This is a genomic window from Novosphingobium pokkalii, assembly GCF_014652855.1.
GTDB classification, from domain to species: Bacteria; Pseudomonadota; Alphaproteobacteria; order Sphingomonadales; family Sphingomonadaceae; genus Novosphingobium; species Novosphingobium pokkalii.
Map to the genome: position 1 here is coordinate 218,594 of NZ_BMZP01000006.1, position 18,432 is coordinate 237,025.

Here is an 18,432-nt window from a genome sequence, read left to right on the forward strand (position 1 = left end):
GCAGCCCGGATATCCCTCCCGCATGTGCGCGACTGCGCTCTTCTCCTAGCACATTGCGGCAAATGCCCAATCCATTACGACGCCAATCGAAAAAGGCGCAGCCCGCCCTGTCGCTCTAATCGGCCGTTTCGTCGCACCAGTTCCTGCGGCATGCATGGGCTTTTTGTGCAGCAAGGCCTGCGCTGCATTGCAAACAAGGGCGACTGCAAGCCTGCCGTGAGCGCGATCGACAGCCGCGGCGCCCTGGTCACACGGCGTAATGCTGGCGAAACCATGCGACAAAGCGGGAAACGCCATCCTGCACGCTGGTCGCCGGCTTGTACCCCAGATCGCGCTCGAGGTCCGATACGTCGGCAAAGGTGTCGGGCACGTCGCCCGGCTGCAACGGCAGGAGATTGCGTTCTGCCTTGCGCCCAAGCGCCGCTTCCAGTGCTTCGATATAGGCGGTCAGCTTGACCGGTGCGTTGTTGCCGATGTTGTAGATGCGATAGGGCGCGTTGGACGTGGCAGGATCGGGGCGGGCCGCATCCCACGCCGGATCGGGCTGGGCCGGACGATCGAGCGCGCGGATCACGCCGGCCACGATATCATCCACATAGGTGAAGTCACGGGTGTGATTCCCGTGATTGAACACATTGATCGGCTTGCCTTCCAGAATCGCGCGGGCAAACAGGAACAATGCCATGTCCGGTCGCCCCCACGGGCCATAGACCGTGAAGAAGCGCAGGCCGGTAGTGGGCAGGCGATAGAGATGGCTGTAGCTGTGCGCCATCAACTCGTTGGCCTTCTTGGTGGCGGCATAGAATTGCAGCGGATGATCGACGCCGACATGCTCGCTGAACGGCATGGCGGTGTTGGCGCCATAGACCGAACTGGTCGAGGCGTAGACCAGATGCTCGATCCCGCCGTGGCGGCAGGCTTCGAGAACATTGGTGAACCCGACGATGTTGCTCTCGACGTAAGCGTGGGGATTCTCGATCGAATAGCGCACGCCCGCCTGTGCCGCGAGATTGATCGCCCGCCGCACGCCGCCCTCGGCAAAGGCCTGCTCCACCGCGCCGCGATCCGCCAGGTTGGCGCGGAAGAAGCGATACGGCGAACCCGTCCGGGCCGCCGTCTCTTCCAGGATCTTCAGCCGTGCCTCTTTGATGGCCGGATCATAGTAATCGTTGACCACATCGATGCCCACCACCGCATCGCCTCTTTCCAGCAGCGCCTTGGCGGTGTGAAAACCGATGAAGCCCGCGTTGCCGGTAACCAGGGTAGCCAAAGTGCGCCTCCACATGCAGGCGAAAGCCGCCCGTCGTCGCTCTGCCATAGCTGGCAGAAGCGAACAAAGGGTAACGCTTTCGTATGCTTGGCGCGGGCGCCGGGCGTCTGTTCGGAAACCCGGCTGCGCCGGATTTGCGGCACCGGCCCTCTCCCCCACCCGGCCTCCCACAAGGTACCATCGTTGGGAGGCCGGGTGGGGGAGAGGGCCAGTGCCGCACTGAAAATGCGCCGCGCCGGATTTCCAAACCGAATCTCAGTTGGCTTTCTTGGCCACGTTGAACGTGCCGGTAACGCGCCCGCTCGGCGTCGTGGTGGTGCCGCCCGTGCCGCTCGGCGCGCCGCCACTGTGGCCATCGACGCTGGACAGGCCGGTGTTGAGATCGATCACCAGCCGGCCGCCATTGAGCGTGTCCTTGCCGCGGCGCAGCGCCACATTGCCGACCATGGTGATGATCCGGCGCGGAATATCGTAGACCGCGCTGTTGCCGCTGGCCCGCTGGTCGCCCCGCGTCACCACCACGCCGCCGGCAGCATCAATGCGCTGCACCTGAACGGTCTGCGCGTCGGTATAGGCCAGCGTGGTACGCGCGGCCTGGAGACGCAAGTCTTCCTGGGTGATATCGACATTGCCGGTCAGCACCACCCGCTTCTGCTTGTCCTGCAATTCCATGCGATCGGCGCTGAAATCCACCGGCGCATTGGAATTGTGCTTGGCAATCGTCTGTGCCCCAAGGTGGACGGCACCGGCCAGGACCGTGGCCGAGAGGGCAAAGCCCCCGGCCAGCGAACGCAGCGCGAGCGCGCGCGTGGTCAGGCGGCGGTCAACGCGCGGCGCAGCAGGAAGCGGGTCGGTCATCGGCGGTGTCCTCAACGAATCGCGCATCACGGCTTGGCCGGCAGGGGAAGCTTGCCCTGATCCATCCGCATACGGGCATGCCCTTCCAGCGTCACGACGCGATCGTCAAGGTCCGCCACGATGCGATCGGCCGAAAAGGTGCCGGTGGGCAGGCGGCCATCGACATGGCCATCGCTGACCAGGCGCCGGTGAGTCAGATCGATCGAGGCGCCCTCGGTGATCATGCGATACCCGTCGGAGCTTTCGAAATTGACCGCGCCCGGCACGGTGATGAACTGCCGCCCATAGTCATAGGCGCCCTGCTGGGTGGTCAGGATGGCCGGTCCGTCCTTGAGCATGACCCGGGCGGTCACGTCCTTGAGCTGGACCACATCTTGCGCCGCCGAATGCTGCACGGCATTGCCAGCCGTCACCGAAAACGTGCGCCCCTTGTTGTCCGCCCCGCGATACATCGCGCTGACCACCTTGAGACGGTCCTGCACCACGGCCACTTTGGTGCGATCGAGCAGGAAGCTGATTTCCCCACGCGGCGCCAGCGGGCTGAGCACCATGACCGCCAGCAGCGCCCCGATCAGGCCGGGCAGCACGACGGCCAGCGTGCGCACCATGCGATCATGCCGCCCACCGGGGGCGGCCTTGTGCTGGCGGCGTCTGCGGATGCTGTCGGCCTGGATGGTCATGGCTGAAACGTCATGGCGGATGCAGGGTTACTCGTGGCTGAAGATATCGCGTTCGGCCCACCCGGCAATGTCGAGCAAGGCGCGCGTCGGCAGGAAGTCGAAACACGCCTGGGCCATCTCGGAACGCTTTTCGCGCGCCAGGCGTTCCACGAGAATGGAATGGGCACCATGAAGATAGCGCACGTCGGATGCCGCATATTCGAGTTGCGCATCGCTCAGCACCGCGCCACCCCAGTCGCTCGATTGCTGCTGCTTGGAAATATCCTTGCCCAGCAGTTCGCGCACCAGATCCTTCAGGCCATGCCGATCGGTATAGGTGCGCACCAGCTTGGAGGCGATCTTGGTGCAGAACACCGGCGTTGCCATGACGCCAAGATAGTGATGGATCGCGGCCAGATCGAACCGCGCGAAATGATAGAGCTTGAGCCGCGAAGGATCGGCCAGCACGGCGCGCAGGTTGGGGGCGGCATAATCGCTGCCGACCTTGAACCGCACGAGATGCTCGTCGCCCTGCCCGTCGGAAATCTGCACCACGCACAGGCGGTCGCGCGGCGTGATCAGCCCCATCGTCTCGGTATCGACGGCAACGATGCCCGGCGCCAGCAGATCGGCGGAAGGCAGGTCTTCTTCATGCAGGTAAACGGCCATGGCCGCGTGCTTAGGCCGGTTCGGCCCATGCGGCAAGCCCAAGGCCGGGACAGCAAACGGACGACACCGGCCTGGTGCAGTGCAACCACAGGGACATGCTGCCCTGCGCAACGCACAATGGCCATGCCGTGGTGCAGCGAATTGGCGGTTGCCGCCCTTGCCACCGTGCACTAGGAATAGGCTGCTGCGTCCGTGTCCCCCTTGCCGGCCCATGCGGATGACAATCCGCGGAAAGCCTTCGGCAGGATGAGGCAAGGCTCTGCAAAAGGCCATGAAATGGCATCCGGGACCATGAAATCAGGAACGTCAAGACCATGATCACACCGGTTATTCTGTGCGGCGGAAGCGGCACCCGTCTGTGGCCGCGTTCGCGCAAAGTTAAGCCCAAGCCGTTCCTGCCGCTGGTGGGCGACACCACCCTTTTCGAAGCCACCGTATTGCGGTGCAGCACGGACGCCGGCTTCTCGGCGCCGATCGTGGTGACCGGCGCCCACCACCTCGATCACGTGGTCGACCAGTTGCCCGATCCGGCCGCCAGCCAGATCATCGTGGAACCCGAAGGCAAGAACACCGCCGCCGCGATCGCGCTGGCCGCGCTGCGCCTGCCCGAGGACGCCATCATGCTGGTTTGCCCCAGCGATCACCACATCGGCGATTGCGAGGCGTTCCAGAACGCCGCCCGCGCCGCCGCCGCCCTTGCCGCCGATGACTGGCTGGTGTCGTTCGGCATCGCCGCCACTGCACCGGAAACCGGCTTCGGCTATCTCAAGCAGGGCGAGCCGATCGAAGACAGCGACGGGCGCCGCGTCGAGCGGTTTGTCGAAAAGCCCGATCTGGACCGTGCCAAGGCGTTCCTTGCCGATGGCGGCTATGCCTGGAACGGCGGCATCTTTGCCTTCCGCGCCGGGCATTTCCTGGCCGAGCTGGAACGGCACCGGCCCGATATCGTCGACGCCGTGCGCGCATCGGTCGACAAGGGCCATGCGCAAGGCAACGCCTTCCATCCCGATCCGGCGGAATTTGCCAAGATCGCCGGCGAATCGGTGGACTATGCGGTGATGGAAAAGACTGATCGCGCCGCCATGGTGCCCGCGACGATGGCCTGGTCCGACATCGGCAACTGGCAGGCCCTGCACGAGGCGCTGGACAAGGACGAGACCGGCAATGCCGTCAAGGGCCGGGTCGAGCTGAAGAATTGCAGCAACGTGCTGGTCCATAGCGACGGCCCGCGCGTTTCGGTGGTCGGCGCCAGCAACCTCATCGTGGTGGTCGATGGCGACGAGATCCTGGTCTGCACGCCCGAAGGCGCGCAACTGGTGGGCAAGCTGGAAGGAGCCGTGAACCAATGAGCAAGCTGCCGATCCGCTCGGTCGAAAAGCCCTGGGGCAAGGACGTGCTGCCTGCTCCGTTCCACGCACCCGAAGGCCAGCGCATCGGCGAAATCTGGTTCGTGCCGCCGCCCGAAGTGCCCAGCCTGCTGGTGAAGTACATCTTCACCAGCGAGGCGCTGTCGGTGCAGGTCCACCCCAGCGACGCGCAGGCCGCTGCCGCCGGGGAAAAGGACCGCGGCAAGGAGGAATGCTGGCTGGTGATCGATGCCGAGCCCGGCGCCACGCTTGGCGTGGGCTTCCACCAGCATATCGACCACGACACGATGCGCGCCGCCGCGCTCGACGGCAGCATCGAGGACATGCTGGTGTGGCATCCGGTCAAGCCGGGCGATTTCTTCTATATTCCGGCCAACACCGTCCACGCCATCGGCGCGGGTGTCAGCCTGATCGAAATTCAGCAGAACAGCGACATCACCTATCGCCTCTATGACTATGGCCGCCCGCGCGAGTTGCACCTCGATGCCGGGATTGCCGTATCCAAGGGCGAGCCGCTCGATCCCAAGCTGCACAAGCACATTCCCGACACGGGCACGGTGGAACTGGCCAGCGGCGCCTATTTCACCGCGCACCGCGTGGACGGGCTGCCCGACGCTGCGCTGGCGGCCGATTACGCCGGCCCCATGCTGGTGATCCCGCGCAGCGGCACGGTTACGCTGGGCGATGAAGCGCTCAAGCCTGGCGATTGCGCCTGGGCGCCGGGGATCGATGCCCTGACGTTCGACGCGCAAGGCCAGGCGATCATCGTCCGCCCGGCGGCCTGATCTTGGGCGCCTCCTCGGTCCCGGAAAGCTGGGCGCCGGCGCTCGACCCGGTGCTCGCCACCCCGCCGCTGCGCGCCCTGGGCGGCTTTCTCAAGGCCGAGGAAGCCGCCGGCAAGACGATCTACCCGCCGCGCGGACAACGCCTCGCCGCGCTGGAATTGACCCCGCTGCCGGCGGTGAAAGTCGTGATCCTGGGGCAAGACCCCTATCATGGCCCTGGCCAGGCGCATGGTCTGGCCTTTTCGGTGCAGCGCGGCGTGAAAGTGCCGCCCAGCCTGGTCAATATCTACAAGGAACTGGAAAGCGACCTCGGCCTGCCCCGCCCCACCCACGGCAATCTCACGCATTGGGCCGAGCAAGGCGTGCTCTTGCTCAACAACGCGCTGACCGTGGAAGCCGGCCAGGCTGGCTCGCACCAGGGCAAGGGCTGGGAGGAATTCACCGACGCGGCCGTGGCCGCCGTCGCCGCCCGGCCCGATCCCATCGTCTTCCTGCTCTGGGGCAGCCATGCCCAGAAAAAGGCCGCCCGCGTCCCCGGCCTCGCCTCCGGCCCCCATCTCGTGCTCAAGGCGCCGCATCCGAGCCCCTTGTCGGCCCACGCCGGCTTCTTCGGCTGCCGCCATTTCAGCAAGACCAATGCTTTCCTCGAAAGCCATGGGCAAAGCCCGATCGACTGGCGGGTGGACCCGGCGTGAACCCGGCGGTCGATTCCGTCGGCCCAGCCTGGTCGCTCCCCGCCATGCGCGCGGCGCAGGCCCAGGCCTGGACCGCCATCGAGCGCCTCGCCGCCGCGATCCATCCCGGCCTGCGTGAAAGCGAAGCCAAGGCAGTTGGCGAAGCGATCATGGCCGATCTCGGCATGGGCCAGGCCTGGCACCCCATGGTGGTGCGCTTCGGCGCCAATACCCTGCGCGTGTTCAGCGACCGGGGCGGTGAAGACCTGACCCTCGCCGAAAACGACATTTTCTTCATCGACATCGGCCCCGTCCTGCTCGGCCACGAAGCCGACGTCGGCGCCACGTTCGCGGTGGGCAAAGACCCCGAAATGCACGCCTGCGCCGCCGCCGCCCGCGACCTGTGGCACCGCGTCGCGGCCATCTGGAACCACGGCGTCGTGCGCGGCACCGCCCTCTACGCCCGCGCGGCGCAGGAGGCCGAAGCGATGGGCTGGCACCTCAACCTCGACGTGCGCGGCCACCGCGTGGCCGACTACCCCCATCCCTCGCGCCAGGCCGGCAAACTCGCCGATCTCGACAGCCTGCCCACGCCGGGCCTGTGGATCCTCGAAATCCAGATCCGCCATCCGACCAGGCCTTTCGGCGCGTTTTACGAGGATTTGCTGGGATAAGGAGGTCGGCCGAAGGTTGGTTCGTTTGCGTTGATGAACCGGCGGAATTAGTAATGGGCTGCTATTTGCGATAAGTGGGCTTGACGTTATGCTGTAGTGATGAAACCCGATATACTCATTGACGGCATGCTATCAGGCACCGGGCTGCGGGACGCTGTCAATGGTGGCTACCTTCGTGCGGATTTCGTGGGATTGCCACCTTTGTTGGCAGCGGATATTGCCGAATGGCAAAGCAAATATGAGTCTGCACATTTTGCCGGCTTTCCTGAAAGCCTTGTCACCAGATTGGACAAAGAAGGTCTAACGATTTTGTCGAGAGTGCAGTCTGAATTGCCCGACAAAGTAGTGGGTTACTTCTCCAACGGCAAAATGAAGAGGCTGGCTTAGGCGCGCAACTGCGGCGCCTTCGGGCATTGCTGTCTGCGCTTCATACCCAGACATCTTTTAAGTTTGGCTCGGATAGAGGCGCGGAGAAACTACTCCCTATGCCTCTGCGCGAAAAATTCCGCTCGCATTGGCCAATGTAGCGCGAGCCAATGTAGCGCGAAAACATACATAACTTCACACCGTCGTCACCCTGAACTTGTTTCAGGGTCCAGGCTTCAACCTATCTCAGGCGTCGGCTGCATAGCCCATCTGCAAGCTGGACCCCGGATCAAGTCCGGGGTGACGAGGCGTTTGATTGCCACGAAAAAGGGCGCCCGTTGCGGGGCGCCCTCGTTCATTCGCAAACCAGGCCAACCGCTCAGCGCGGCAGTTCGGTCACGCCCATCAAGGCTTCGTCCACGGCGCGGGCGCACTGGCGGCCTTCGCGGATGGCCCAGACCACCAGGGACTGGCCCCGGCGCATATCGCCACAGGCGAAGATGCCGTCCACGCTGGTCTTGTAGTCCACCGTGTTGCCCTTGACGTTGCCGCGCGCGTCGAGATCGACGCCGGCCTGTTCGATGAGGCCCTGCTTGCGCGGGCCGACAAAGCCCATGGCCAGCAGGATCAGGTCTGCCTTGAGCACGAACTCGCTGCCTGGCACTTCCTGCATCTTGCCGTCACCCCATTCGACGCGGACGCATTCCAGGCCGGTCACGTCGTTTTCGCCGACCACGCGCTTGGTCAGCACGGCGAATTCGCGGGTGACGCCTTCCTCGTGGCTCGACGAGGTGCGCAGCTTGAGCGGCCAGTTCGGCCAGGTCAGCGCCTTGTCTTCCTTTTCCGGCGGACGCGGCATGATTTCAAGCTGCGTGACCGACAGCGCGCCCTGGCGATTGGACGTGCCGACGCAGTCAGAGCCGGTGTCGCCGCCGCCGATCACCACAACATGCTTGCCCGTGGCGGTGAGCGAACCGCGCGGCGCGGCGCGGATTTCATCGTCGCCGGCCACGCGCTTGTTCTGCTGGGTCAGGAATTCCATGGCGAAGCGCACGCCCGGCAGTTCAAAGCCGGGGATGCCGATCGGGCGCGGGTCTTCCGCGCCACCGGCCAAGACCACCGCGTCGAAGTTTTCCTTGAGCGAGTCGACCGACACGGTCACGCCCACTTCCACCGAAGTGCGGAAATCGACGCCTTCGGCCATCATCTGCACGAGACGACGGTTGATCAGGTGCTTTTCCATCTTGAAGTCGGGAATGCCGTAGCGGAGCAGGCCGCCGACGCGGTCCGACTTCTCGAACACGGTCACCGAATGGCCCGCGCGCGCCAGTTGCTGCGCGGCGGCCATGCCCGCCGGGCCGGAGCCGACCACGGCCACCGACTTGCCGGTCTTCCTGGCCGGAACCTGCGGCTCGATCCAGCCTTCCTTCCAGCCCTTGTCGACGATCGCGCATTCGATCGACTTGATGGTGACCGGCTGGTCGACGATGTTGAGCGTGCAGGCTGCCTCGCACGGAGCGGGGCAGACGCGGCCGGTGAATTCCGGGAAATTGTTGGTCGAGTGCAGGTTGTCCAGCGCCTCGCGCCAGTCGCTTTCGTAGACCAGGTGGTTCCAGTCCGGGATCTGGTTGTTCACCGGACAGCCGTTGTGACAATAGGGAATGCCGCAGTTCATGCAGCGCGAGGCCTGGCCCTTGAGCGAGGCTTCGTCATGCGGAACGATGAACTCGCGATAGTGCTTCAGGCGCTCGGCCGGGGCGTCATAGCCCCGGTCCTTGCGATCGAGTTCGAGAAAGCCGGTTGCCTTACCCATTGTATTCTATTCCTTATTCCGCAGCGACCGAAGCGGCTTCGAGGCGTTCGGCCTCAAGCTGGCGGAGCGCACGCGCATAGTCGCGCGGCATGACCTTGACGAAACGCGACACTTCCTGATCCCAGTTGTCGAGGATCGCGCGAGCCCGCTTGGACCCGGTGTGCAGCAGGTGGCGTTCGATCAGCACGCGCAGGCGTTCGGCATCGTGGCGCAGCATGTCGCCCATGCCGAAGTCGTTGACGTCAACCCCGCGCTGCTGTGGGCGACCGGCTCCATCGTCTTCGTCGCGCGCGGCCGAAACCGGGAGGACATCGACCATGGCGCCATTCACCAGCGAGGCGAAGTTGCCGTCCACATCATAGACATAGGCCACGCCGCCAGACATCCCGGCGGCAAAGTTGCGCCCGGTCTTGCCCAGCACGACGACCACGCCGCCGGTCATGTATTCGCAGCCATGGTCGCCGGTGCCTTCGACCACCGCGAGGGCGCCCGAATTGCGCACGGCAAAGCGTTCGCCGCCCACGCCGTTGAAGAACGCTTCCCCGGCGATCGCGCCATAAAGCACGGTGTTGCCGACGATGATGTTCTCGGCCGCCTCGCGCTCGACATGGGCCGGCTGGCGCACGATCACGCGGCCACCCGACAGGCCCTTGCCGACATAGTCGTTGGCATCGCCGACCAGGTCGAGCGTCACGCCATGGGCGAGGAACGCGCCGAACGACTGGCCAGCTACACCCTTGAACGCCACGTTGATCGTGTTGTCGGGCAGGCCGGCATGGCCATAGCGTCGTGCCACTTCGCCCGAGAGCATGGCGCCCACGGTGCGGTTGACGTTGATCACCGACCGTTCGATGCGCACCGCCTGGCCCGATTCCAGCGCCGGAGCGGCGGCTGCAATCAGGTCGTTGTCGAGCGCGGCATCGAGGCCGTGGTCCTGGTGCCCGGTCCAGTTGAGGCTGGTGCCGGCGACCGGTTCCACCTTGTGGAGCAGGCGCGACAGGTCGACGCCCTGCGCCTTCCAGTTCGCCACGACCTTGCGGGTATCGAGCCGGTCAACCCGGCCGACCATTTCGGCCACGGTGCGGAAGCCCATTTCGGCCATGATCGCCCGCAGCTCTTCGGCGACGAAGAAGAAGTAGTTGATCACGTGCTCGGGCTGGCCGGTGAAGCGCGCGCGCAGCACCGGGTCCTGGGTGGCCACGCCCACCGGGCAGGTGTTGAGGTGGCACTTGCGCATCATGATGCAGCCGGCCGCGATCAGCGGCGCGGTGGCAAAGCCGAACTCGTCGGCACCGAGCAGCGCAGCAATCGCCACGTCGCGCCCGGTACGCAGGCCGCCATCGGCCTGCACGCAGATGCGGCTGCGCAGGTTGTTGAGCAGCAGGGTCTGCTGGGTTTCGGCCAGGCCGATTTCCCACGGGCTGCCGGCATGGGTCAGCGAGGTGAGCGGCGAAGCGCCGGTCCCGCCTTCATAGCCGGAGATCGTGACATGGTCGGCCCGCGCCTTGGACACGCCGGCGGCCACGGTGCCCACGCCCACTTCCGACACCAGCTTCACCGAGACACGCGCCTTGGTGTTCACGTTCTTGAGATCGTGAATGAGCTGGGCGAGGTCTTCGATCGAGTAGATGTCGTGGTGCGGCGGCGGCGAAATCAGGCCGACACCCGGAGTCGAGTGGCGGGTCTTGCCGATCACCTTGTCGACCTTGTCACCCGGAAGCTGGCCGCCTTCGCCGGGCTTGGCGCCCTGGGCCATCTTGATCTGGATGTCGTCGGCATTGACGAGGTATTCGGCCGTGACGCCAAAGCGACCCGAAGCGACCTGCTTGATCGCCGAGCGCATCGAATCGCCGTTGGGCAGCGGCTTGAAGCGATCGGGCTCCTCGCCGCCTTCGCCGGTGTTGGACTTGCCGCCGATGCGGTTCATCGCGATGGCCAGCGTGGTGTGCGCTTCGCGGCTGATCGAGCCGAAGCTCATCGCCCCGGTGGCGAACCGCTTGACGATCTCGCTCGCCGGTTCGACCTCGTCGAGGCTGAGCGGCTGGTCGGCCGGCTTGAGGTCCATCAGGCCACGGATGGTGAGCATCCGTTCCGACTGGTCGTTGATCGTCTGGGCAAATTCCTTGTACTTTTCAGGAATATTGCCGCGCACGGCGTGTTGCAGGCTGGCGATGTTGCCGGCCGTCCAGGCATGCTCTTCGCCGCGCAGGCGGAGCTGGTACATGCCGCCCACGTCGAGCATCTTCTTGTAGATCGGATTGTCGCCATAGGCCGTGGCGTGGCGACGCACGGTTTCCTCGGCCACTTCCTGAAGCCCGACGCCCTCGATCGAGGTGGCCGTGCCGGTGAAGTACTTGTCGATGAACGCCGAAGACAGGCCGACCGCGTCGAAGATCTGCGCGCCGCAATAGGACTGATAGGTCGAGATGCCCATCTTGGACATGACCTTGAGGATGCCCTTGCCGATTGCCTTGATGTAGTTCTTCTGAACGTCATAGGGTGTCAGCGGCAGGCCCTTGTCGATGCGGATCGCCTCAAGCGTCTCGAACGCCAGGTAGGGGTTCACCGCTTCGGCGCCATAGCCGGCCAGCACGCAGAAGTGGTGCACTTCGCGCGCTTCGCCGGTTTCCACGACCAGGCCGGTCTGCATGCGCAGGCCTTGGCGCACCAGATGGTGGTGCACGGCGGCCGTCGCCAGCAGCGCCGGCATGGCAATGCGATCGGCGCTCTGCGCGCGGTCCGACAGGATCAGGATGTTCTTGTCGGCCAGCACCGCTTCGGTCGCGGCCCAGCACATTTCCTTGATCGCCATGGCCAGGCCATCGGCGCCGGTGGCTGCGTCCCAGGTGGTGTCGATCGTCGCAGTGCGGAACGCGCCATCGAGCGCGGCTTCGACCGAGCGGATCTTGGCCACGTCCTCGTTGGTGAGGATCGGCTGGTCCACTTCCAGGCGCTTGTGGCTGCCGGCGTCATGGCCGAGCAGGTTGGGGCGCGGGCCGATCATCGAGACCAGGCTCATCACCAGTTCCTCGCGGATCGGGTCGATCGGCGGGTTGGTGACCTGGGCGAAGTTCTGCTTGAAGTAGTCGTAGAGCAGGCGCGAACGCTTGGAGAGCACGGCAATCGGCGTGTCCGTGCCCATCGAGCCGATCGGGTCTTCGCCCACGGCCGCCATCGGCTCCAGGAACTTGGTGACGTCTTCCTGGGTATAGCCGAAGGCCTGCTGGCGATCGAGCAGGCTGTCGGTCGCGGTGGGCAGCGTCACGACTTCGGGCTCGACCACTTCGAGCTCTTTGAGCTTGTACTGGGCCGCGCCCAGCCACTCCTCATAGGGCTCGGCCGCCGAAAGCTCGGCCTTCAATTCGTCATCCTCGACGATGCGGCCCTGTTCCAGGTCGATCAGCAGCATACGGCCGGGCTGGAGGCGCCACTTGCGCACGATGTCTTCCTCGCGGAACGGCAGGACGCCGCTTTCCGAGGCCATGCACACCAGATCGTCGCGCGTGATCGAGAAGCGTGCGGGACGCAGACCGTTGCGATCGAGCGTGGCGCCGATCTGACGCCCGTCGGTGAAGGCCACGGCAGCCGGACCATCCCACGGTTCCATCAGCGCGGCATGGTATTCATAGAATGCGCGGCGCTTGGCATCCATCAGCGCGTTGCCCGCCCAGGCTTCGGGCATCAGCATCATCATCGCATGGGCAATGCCGTAGCCGCCCGCGACCAGCAGTTCGAGCGCATTGTCGAGGCTGGCGGTGTCGGACTGGCCATGCGGAATGAGCGGCCACATCTTGTCGAGATCCGGGCCGAGCAGCTCGGATTCCATGGTGCGGCGGCGCGCGTTCATCCAGTTGACGTTGCCGCGCACGGTGTTGATTTCACCGTTGTGCGCCACGAAGCGGAACGGATGCGCCAGCTTCCAGCTCGGGAAGGTGTTGGTCGAGAAGCGCTGGTGCACCAGGCCCAGCGCCGAAACGCAGTCCGGATCGCGCAGATCGTCGTAGAACGAGCCGACCTGGCCGGCCAGCAGCAGCCCCTTGTAGACGATCGTGCGCGAGGAGAAACTCGGCATGTAGAGCTCGGTCACGCCGGGGAGGCCGTGCTTTTCGGCCATGGCCGCCAGCGGGTTCTGCGTCTGCTTGCGGATCGCCAGCAGCTTGCGCTCGAAAGCGTCCTGGTTGGCGCAGTTCTCGCCGCGCTTGATGAAGCACTGGCGGATCACCGGCATCGATTCGATCACGGTCTTGCCCAGGCCATCGAGCGTGGTCGGCACATCGCGCCAGCCGATCAGTTCCTGACCTTCCTTGGCGATGAACTTTTCGAACTTCTCGATCACGAACGTGCGCGCCGCTTCATCCTGCGGCAGGAAGCACATGGCCACGGCATAGTCGCCCGGCTGCGGCAGTTCCTTGCCTTCGCCAGCCGCCCACTTGCGGAACAACTGGTCGGGCAACTGGATCAGCAGGCCGGCGCCATCGCCCAGCAGCGGATCGGCGCCCACCGCGCCACGGTGGTCGAGATTGCGCAGAATCTCCAGGGCTTGGCCAATAATCGCGTGGCTTTTGACGCCTTTGATGTGGGCGATGAAGCCCATGCCACATGCGTCATGCTCGTTACGCGGATCATACAGGCCCTGAACCGGCGGAAATCCCATCGCGTTGATCGTCCCTACACCCAAAAAAAACACAGCTCGCACGAATCACGACGCGGGAATGCGTCAAAAATTGCGCGAGAATCCCCCATGACTGTTGGAAAGTTATTTTGCAACCGGGGAGGACCGCCCAAATGGGAAACCGGACAGGGAAATACGGATGCGATGCTTAAATGTCGCACCGCAGCAGGACGATGCGATCACAGGGGTCAGCGGTTGGCAGTCATCCGCTGGAGCGTGGCCAGCGCATCGCGCAGCGCCTGCTCGGTGCTGGTGGCATCCGGCAGGGCATCGCCCTCGCCCGCCTCAACCTGCTGAAAACGGCTGGGGACAGCGGCGAGATAGGGGCGCTCGAACGGTGCGGGCGCGGAAGCGGCGGCGCTGTCGCCATCGTGGCGCTGGGCGCGGCCCTGGCCGGGGAAGATCACAACCGGCTGCGGCAGTGCAGCACTGGCACCTGCCGGCCCCTGACGTGCCGGATCGGCGCGGCGCACCGCTGCGGCCATGTCGAGCAGCGAGGAATAGCGCTCTTCGAGCACGGCGGACTCGCCGGCGCTTGCCCCGGGCGTGGCCGGATCTGCCTGGCGCAACCGGTCCAGGCGCGGCATGTCGAGCACAGCGGCGCGTTCACTGCCCCTCTGCGGATCGGCAAACGGCGCGCCCGCATCGGGCGCGGGCATTTCAGGCGCCGCACTGTCGAGCGCGCGGCGGTGATCGGCAATGGCCAGGGCCAGCCGCTCGACGAGCTGCACCAGTCCCAGGCCGTCGAGATCGGCCTGCGCGACGGGCGAACGGCCACTGGCACTAGCCACCTCGCGCGCGAGCGCAAAGAGCGACGGCGCGGGAACCGCCGGGGCTTCGGGCGCCGTGGGTTCATGGGCGTCGTCCGGATCGGCCAGGCCATCGGCAACCGGTGCCACGGTCTCTTCCGCCGGGGCGATTTCCGCGTCCACAATGGTTGGTTCGTCTTCGACCGGTGCGATGTCGGCGGGTTCGTCTGCGGCAATCGGCGCCGTCTCGTTCAGCGCTTCGGCCAGGAACGCAGGCGGCGTGAAGGGAACGGCCGGCTCGATTTCGGTCTCGGCCTCGCTCTCGTAGATCGCGAAGGGATCAAACGCGGCGGCGGCGAAATCGCTGCCACCGGGTTGCAGGTCTTCGGCCGGGTCGAGCGGCGCGCGCAGCGGGGCCAGGTCGGCGGCCACCAGCGGGCGGCGGCGCAGCGAAGCGCCCAGCGCTTCGTCGGTGAGAATCGTGGTTTCCGCCTCGTCGATCATGTCATCGCTGACCACGAGGGGGCGGCGCGGCGGCGCATCGGGATGCGCGTCGCGGGCCCGCACGCGCGGGGCGATCGGCGCGGCGTTTTCCGCTTCCAGCGCCGTCGCGGGATCGACCGGAACGCGATGGCGCGCGCCCAGCCGCCAGCCCAGGACCAGACCAAGCATGCCACCAAAGCCGGTAAGCAGCAGCGCCACCAGGGCGCGGGCAGTAAAGCCGAGCGGCGGGGCCGCCGCCGCAACGAGATGGGGCAATCCACTGGCGACAACGGCGCGTTGCAGCAGTTCGACCGGAACGACGAAGCTGACAAGGCCCAGCAAGGCGGCGAACCACAGGCCGGCAAAGGCCGGGAACAGCCGGTGCGCGGTGATCGGCTTGGCCTTGGCCCGTGCCTTGCGCGTGGTCTTCGTCACCTTGTGCTTACCCCCGTTGCTGCAACCGCGCGCCCATCGTGGCGGGCGAATCGGTCTGGGCGCAAGCCTGCGGCGCGACCAATCCCCTGACAATTCAGGCAGCCAGGCCGGGCTTGTCCACCCCTTGGGCTATCAGGCCTTGGTAAACGGGAAGATAACGCGCCGCGTTGGCAGCCCAGTCATGCGCCTGCTCGACAAAGGCGCGCGCCACCTGCCGCTGCCCATCCCAGCCAGCGCGGCGGGCGAACAGCGCGATCATCGCGCGCGCCAGCGCCGCCGGATCATCGGGCGCGAACAAGGTGCCGGTCTGGCCATCGGCGATCAGTTCGCGGTGGCCGCCCACATTGCTTGCCGCCACCAGCTTGCCCTGGGCCATGGCCTCCAGTGGCTTGAGCGGGGTGACCAGATCGGTCAGGCGCATGGCCTTGCGCGGATAGCAGACGACATCGGCCAGGGCATAATAGCGGTCCACCTCGTGATGCGGCACGCGGCCGACGAAGCGGATGGCGTGGGCTGCCGGACTCGCCGCCGCCTGCGCGCGCAGGGCCTCTGCCGCCGGCCCACCGCCTACCAGCAGCAGCCGCGCGCCGGGCACGGCGTCCACGATGGCCGGCATCGCGGCGATCAGGTCGTCCAGCCCCTCATAGGGATAGAAGCTGCCGAGAAAGCCGATGACTGGCCCTTCGCCCAGAGCCAGTTCCTGCGCCAGGGCCGGATCGGGCGCCGGCGGAGTGCCGAACAGCGCCAGGTCCACCCCGTTGGGCATGATCGTGATCTTGCCTGGCGCCACCCCGCGCGCAACCAGATCGTCTTTCAGGCCCTGGCAGATCGTGACCACGGCATCGGCACCGGCCACCACGCGGTTTTCCAGTTGCCGCGTCAACCAGTAGCGCGCCGAACCGGCCCGCCCGGTGCCATTGCCCACCGCCGCATCTTCCCAGAACGCGCGGATTTCATAGACCACCGGCAGGCCCAGCCGCCGCCCGGCCCGCACCGCCGCCAGCCCGCACAAGGCCGGGCTGTGGGCATGGAGCACATCGGGCCGCCAGGTGCGCGCCAGATCGACGATGCGATCGGCGAGCAACCCCGCCTCGCGCCATTCGCGCAGGCCCGGCGGGCCGCCAGCCTCGCCCGGCGTGCGGTGGAACAGCAGGCCATCGTGGGTTTCCGGATCATCTGCCATCGCCGGCCCGGCATGGCGCAGGCCGGTCACCCCGCGCACCTCCAGCCCGTGCCCCTGCTGCGCCTTGAGAATCGCGCGCGTGCGGAAGGTATAGCCGCTGTGCAGCGGCAGCGAATGATCGAGGACGTGGAGAATCCGGGCCATGCCCATCCCTTTGCACAGGAAGCCTTAACGCCGCGTCAACCTTGTAGCACTATGGCCGGGCAAGGATGTGACGCAGGCCAGGGCGATGATCGACAAGATAACCATCTTCCTGCCGCATGTGCTGATGGCGCTGATGATCTGGAAGCTCGTCCACCGCGCCGACCTCGACGATGACCCGGCCCTGCCCAATCGCCGCCAGCCGCTGATGGGCCGGCGCCCGCGCGCCCCTGCAGCAGATGAGCAAAGCGAGCGGCGCGATGCTTGACCTGTTCTTCACCGCATTTTGCCTCGCGTTCCTGGGCGCCGGGCTCAAGCGGCCGTTCCTGTTCGTGCTGGCCTATGCCTATATCGACATCGTCGCGCCGCAAAAGGTGAGCTGGGGCTTCCTCACCCATATCCCGATCTCGCTGATCGCCTTTTCCTGCGCCCTGCTCGGCTGGATCGTGGCCGAGGACAAGAACGGCATCCGCATTTCCCCGCGCCAGTTCGTGCTGCTGATGCTGCTGGTCTATTGCGGCCTCACCACGCGCACCGCCGATTTCCCGGTGGAAGCGGCCGCAAAGTGGGATTGGGTGTGGAAAGCACTGATCTTCGCGCTGTTCCTGCCGCTGACGCTGCGCACGCGCCTGCGGATCGAGGCCCTGGCGCTGACCATGGTGCTGTCGGTGGGCGTGATCGTCATCGGCGGGGGCATCAAGACGCTGTCCTCGGGCGGCGGCTATGGCGAATTGCGCCTGCTGGTGAACGACAATACCGGGCTTTACGAAGGCTCGATCATTTCCACCGTGGCGATGTGCGTCATTCCCCTGGCGCTGTGGCTGGCCAACCACGGCACGATCTTCAAGCCGGATTGGAAGGCCAAGCTCTTTGCCGCCGGGATCTGCTTTGCCTGCCTGCTGATGCCGGTGGGCACCCAGGCACGCACCGGGCTGATCTGCGCCGTGGTGCTGGCGGTGATGATGCTGCGCTCCACCCGGCGGCGCATGCTCTATATCAGCGTGCTCTGCGCCGGGGCGCTGGTGGCCGTGCCGCTGCTGCCCTCCAGCTTCACCGAGCGCATGAGCACGATCAAGAACCACCAGGCCGACCAATCCGCCTCCACCCGCGTCGCCGTGTGGAAATGGACGATCGAATTTGCCAAGACCCATCCGTTCGGCGGCGGCTTCGATGCATTCCGCCAGGACAGCGTGAGCTATGACACGGTCAAGGCCGATTACGCCGGCGACAACAACGCCGCGATCGAGACCGAGCACATCGAGGAAAAGGGCCGCGCCTATCACTCCGCCTATTTCGAGATGCTGGGCGAGCAGGGCTATCCCGGCCTCGCGCTCTGGCTGCTGCTGCACCTGATGGGCGTGTTCCAGATGGAAGTGATCCGCCGCCGCTATCGCAACAACCCGCCCGAAGGATTTGGCTGGGTCTCCCCGCTCGCCGATGCCTTGCAGCAGGCGCAGATCTGCTACCTCGTCGGCTCGACGTTCGTCGGCATCGCGTTCCAGCCGTTCTGCTACATGCTGGTGGGGCTGCAATGCGGGCTTTCGGCCTATATCGGCCGCGTGCGTCGCGCGGCGCCAACCCCGTTCCTGCAACGCCGGCCGGTGTCCGTCGCGGTGTGACGGCAAACCGGCCGA

At 65.8% G+C, this 18,432-nt stretch carries 15 protein-coding genes; 7 read left to right on the plus strand and 8 right to left on the minus strand.

The window, feature by feature from the left end; all coding sequences use genetic code 11:
• Positions 1-247: 247 nt before the first annotated feature.
• The 4 genes from IE191_RS08720 to IE191_RS08735 form a co-directional block, all read right to left on the minus strand.
• On the minus strand, positions 248-1,270 hold the full coding sequence (locus IE191_RS08720; protein WP_308432894.1) for an NAD-dependent epimerase: 1,023 nt from the start codon (positions 1,268-1,270) through the stop codon (positions 248-250).
• Between the two features lie 255 nt (positions 1,271-1,525).
• Entirely contained in the window at positions 1,526-2,128 is a 603-nt protein-coding gene (locus tag IE191_RS08725; RefSeq protein WP_191323972.1) for an LptA/OstA family protein, read from the minus strand.
• Positions 2,129-2,154: 26 nt separating this feature from the next.
• Positions 2,155-2,808: an LPS export ABC transporter periplasmic protein LptC gene (gene lptC / locus IE191_RS08730; RefSeq protein ID WP_191323973.1), complete on the minus strand. Its 654-nt coding sequence runs from the start codon at positions 2,806-2,808 to the stop codon at positions 2,155-2,157.
• 27 nt (positions 2,809-2,835) lie between these two features.
• Positions 2,836-3,456 carry a ribonuclease D gene (locus IE191_RS08735; protein ID WP_191323974.1) on the minus strand — a complete coding sequence of 207 codons (621 nt, stop codon included), beginning with the start codon at positions 3,454-3,456 and terminating at the stop codon, positions 2,836-2,838.
• A 314-nt stretch (positions 3,457-3,770) separates the two neighbouring features.
• Here IE191_RS08735 and IE191_RS08740 point away from each other — a divergent pair, with 314 nt between their 5' ends.
• The 5 genes from IE191_RS08740 (at position 3,771) to IE191_RS08760 (ending at position 7,343) form a co-directional block, all read left to right on the plus strand.
• On the plus strand, positions 3,771-4,805 hold the full coding sequence (locus tag IE191_RS08740) for a mannose-1-phosphate guanylyltransferase (RefSeq protein WP_191323975.1): 1,035 nt from the start codon (positions 3,771-3,773) through the stop codon (positions 4,803-4,805).
• Complete coding sequence (locus IE191_RS08745) at positions 4,802-5,608, plus strand: class I mannose-6-phosphate isomerase (protein WP_191323976.1); 807 nt, start codon at positions 4,802-4,804, stop codon at positions 5,606-5,608. The genes IE191_RS08740 and IE191_RS08745 overlap by 4 nt, the downstream gene beginning before the upstream one ends.
• Before the next feature lie 2 nt (positions 5,609-5,610).
• Entirely contained in the window at positions 5,611-6,303 is a 693-nt protein-coding gene (gene ung / locus IE191_RS08750) for a uracil-DNA glycosylase (protein ID WP_191323977.1), read from the plus strand.
• Positions 6,300-6,956, plus strand: coding sequence for a M24 family metallopeptidase (locus IE191_RS08755; protein ID WP_229815201.1), 657 nt, complete (start codon positions 6,300-6,302; stop codon positions 6,954-6,956). The genes ung and IE191_RS08755 overlap by 4 nt, the downstream gene beginning before the upstream one ends.
• 99 nt (positions 6,957-7,055) lie before the next feature.
• The gene (locus tag IE191_RS08760) at positions 7,056-7,343 is read left to right on the plus strand and encodes a hypothetical protein (protein WP_191323978.1); all 288 of its coding nucleotides are present in this window, start codon (positions 7,056-7,058) and stop codon (positions 7,341-7,343) included.
• 358 nt (positions 7,344-7,701) lie between these two features.
• On the opposite strand, the gene IE191_RS08765 is transcribed toward IE191_RS08760, so the two are convergent.
• From IE191_RS08765 to IE191_RS08780, 4 genes are all read right to left on the minus strand, one after another.
• Positions 7,702-9,135 carry a glutamate synthase subunit beta gene (locus IE191_RS08765; protein WP_191323979.1) on the minus strand — a complete coding sequence of 478 codons (1,434 nt, stop codon included), beginning with the start codon at positions 9,133-9,135 and terminating at the stop codon, positions 7,702-7,704.
• Between the two features lie 13 nt (positions 9,136-9,148).
• Positions 9,149-13,789 (minus strand): glutamate synthase large subunit, encoded by a 4,641-nt coding sequence (gene gltB / locus IE191_RS08770; protein WP_191323980.1) that lies wholly within the window; start codon positions 13,787-13,789, stop codon positions 9,149-9,151.
• A gap of 206 nt (positions 13,790-13,995) precedes the next feature.
• Positions 13,996-15,474 carry a hypothetical protein gene (locus IE191_RS08775; RefSeq protein ID WP_191323981.1) on the minus strand — a complete coding sequence of 493 codons (1,479 nt, stop codon included), beginning with the start codon at positions 15,472-15,474 and terminating at the stop codon, positions 13,996-13,998.
• A 94-nt stretch (positions 15,475-15,568) separates the two neighbouring features.
• Positions 15,569-16,801, minus strand: a complete 1,233-nt coding sequence (locus tag IE191_RS08780) for a TIGR04063 family PEP-CTERM/XrtA system glycosyltransferase (RefSeq protein WP_191323982.1) — start codon at positions 16,799-16,801, stop codon at positions 15,569-15,571.
• Positions 16,802-16,886: 85 nt separating this feature from the next.
• Between IE191_RS08780 and IE191_RS08785 the strand changes: the two genes are divergently transcribed.
• Positions 16,887-17,066 carry a hypothetical protein gene (locus IE191_RS08785; protein ID WP_191323983.1) on the plus strand — a complete coding sequence of 60 codons (180 nt, stop codon included), beginning with the start codon at positions 16,887-16,889 and terminating at the stop codon, positions 17,064-17,066.
• On the plus strand, positions 17,059-18,417 hold the full coding sequence (locus IE191_RS08790; RefSeq protein ID WP_191324020.1) for a putative O-glycosylation ligase, exosortase A system-associated: 1,359 nt from the start codon (positions 17,059-17,061) through the stop codon (positions 18,415-18,417). Before IE191_RS08785 ends, IE191_RS08790 begins: the two co-directional genes overlap by 8 nt.
• Positions 18,418-18,432 lie beyond the last annotated feature (15 nt).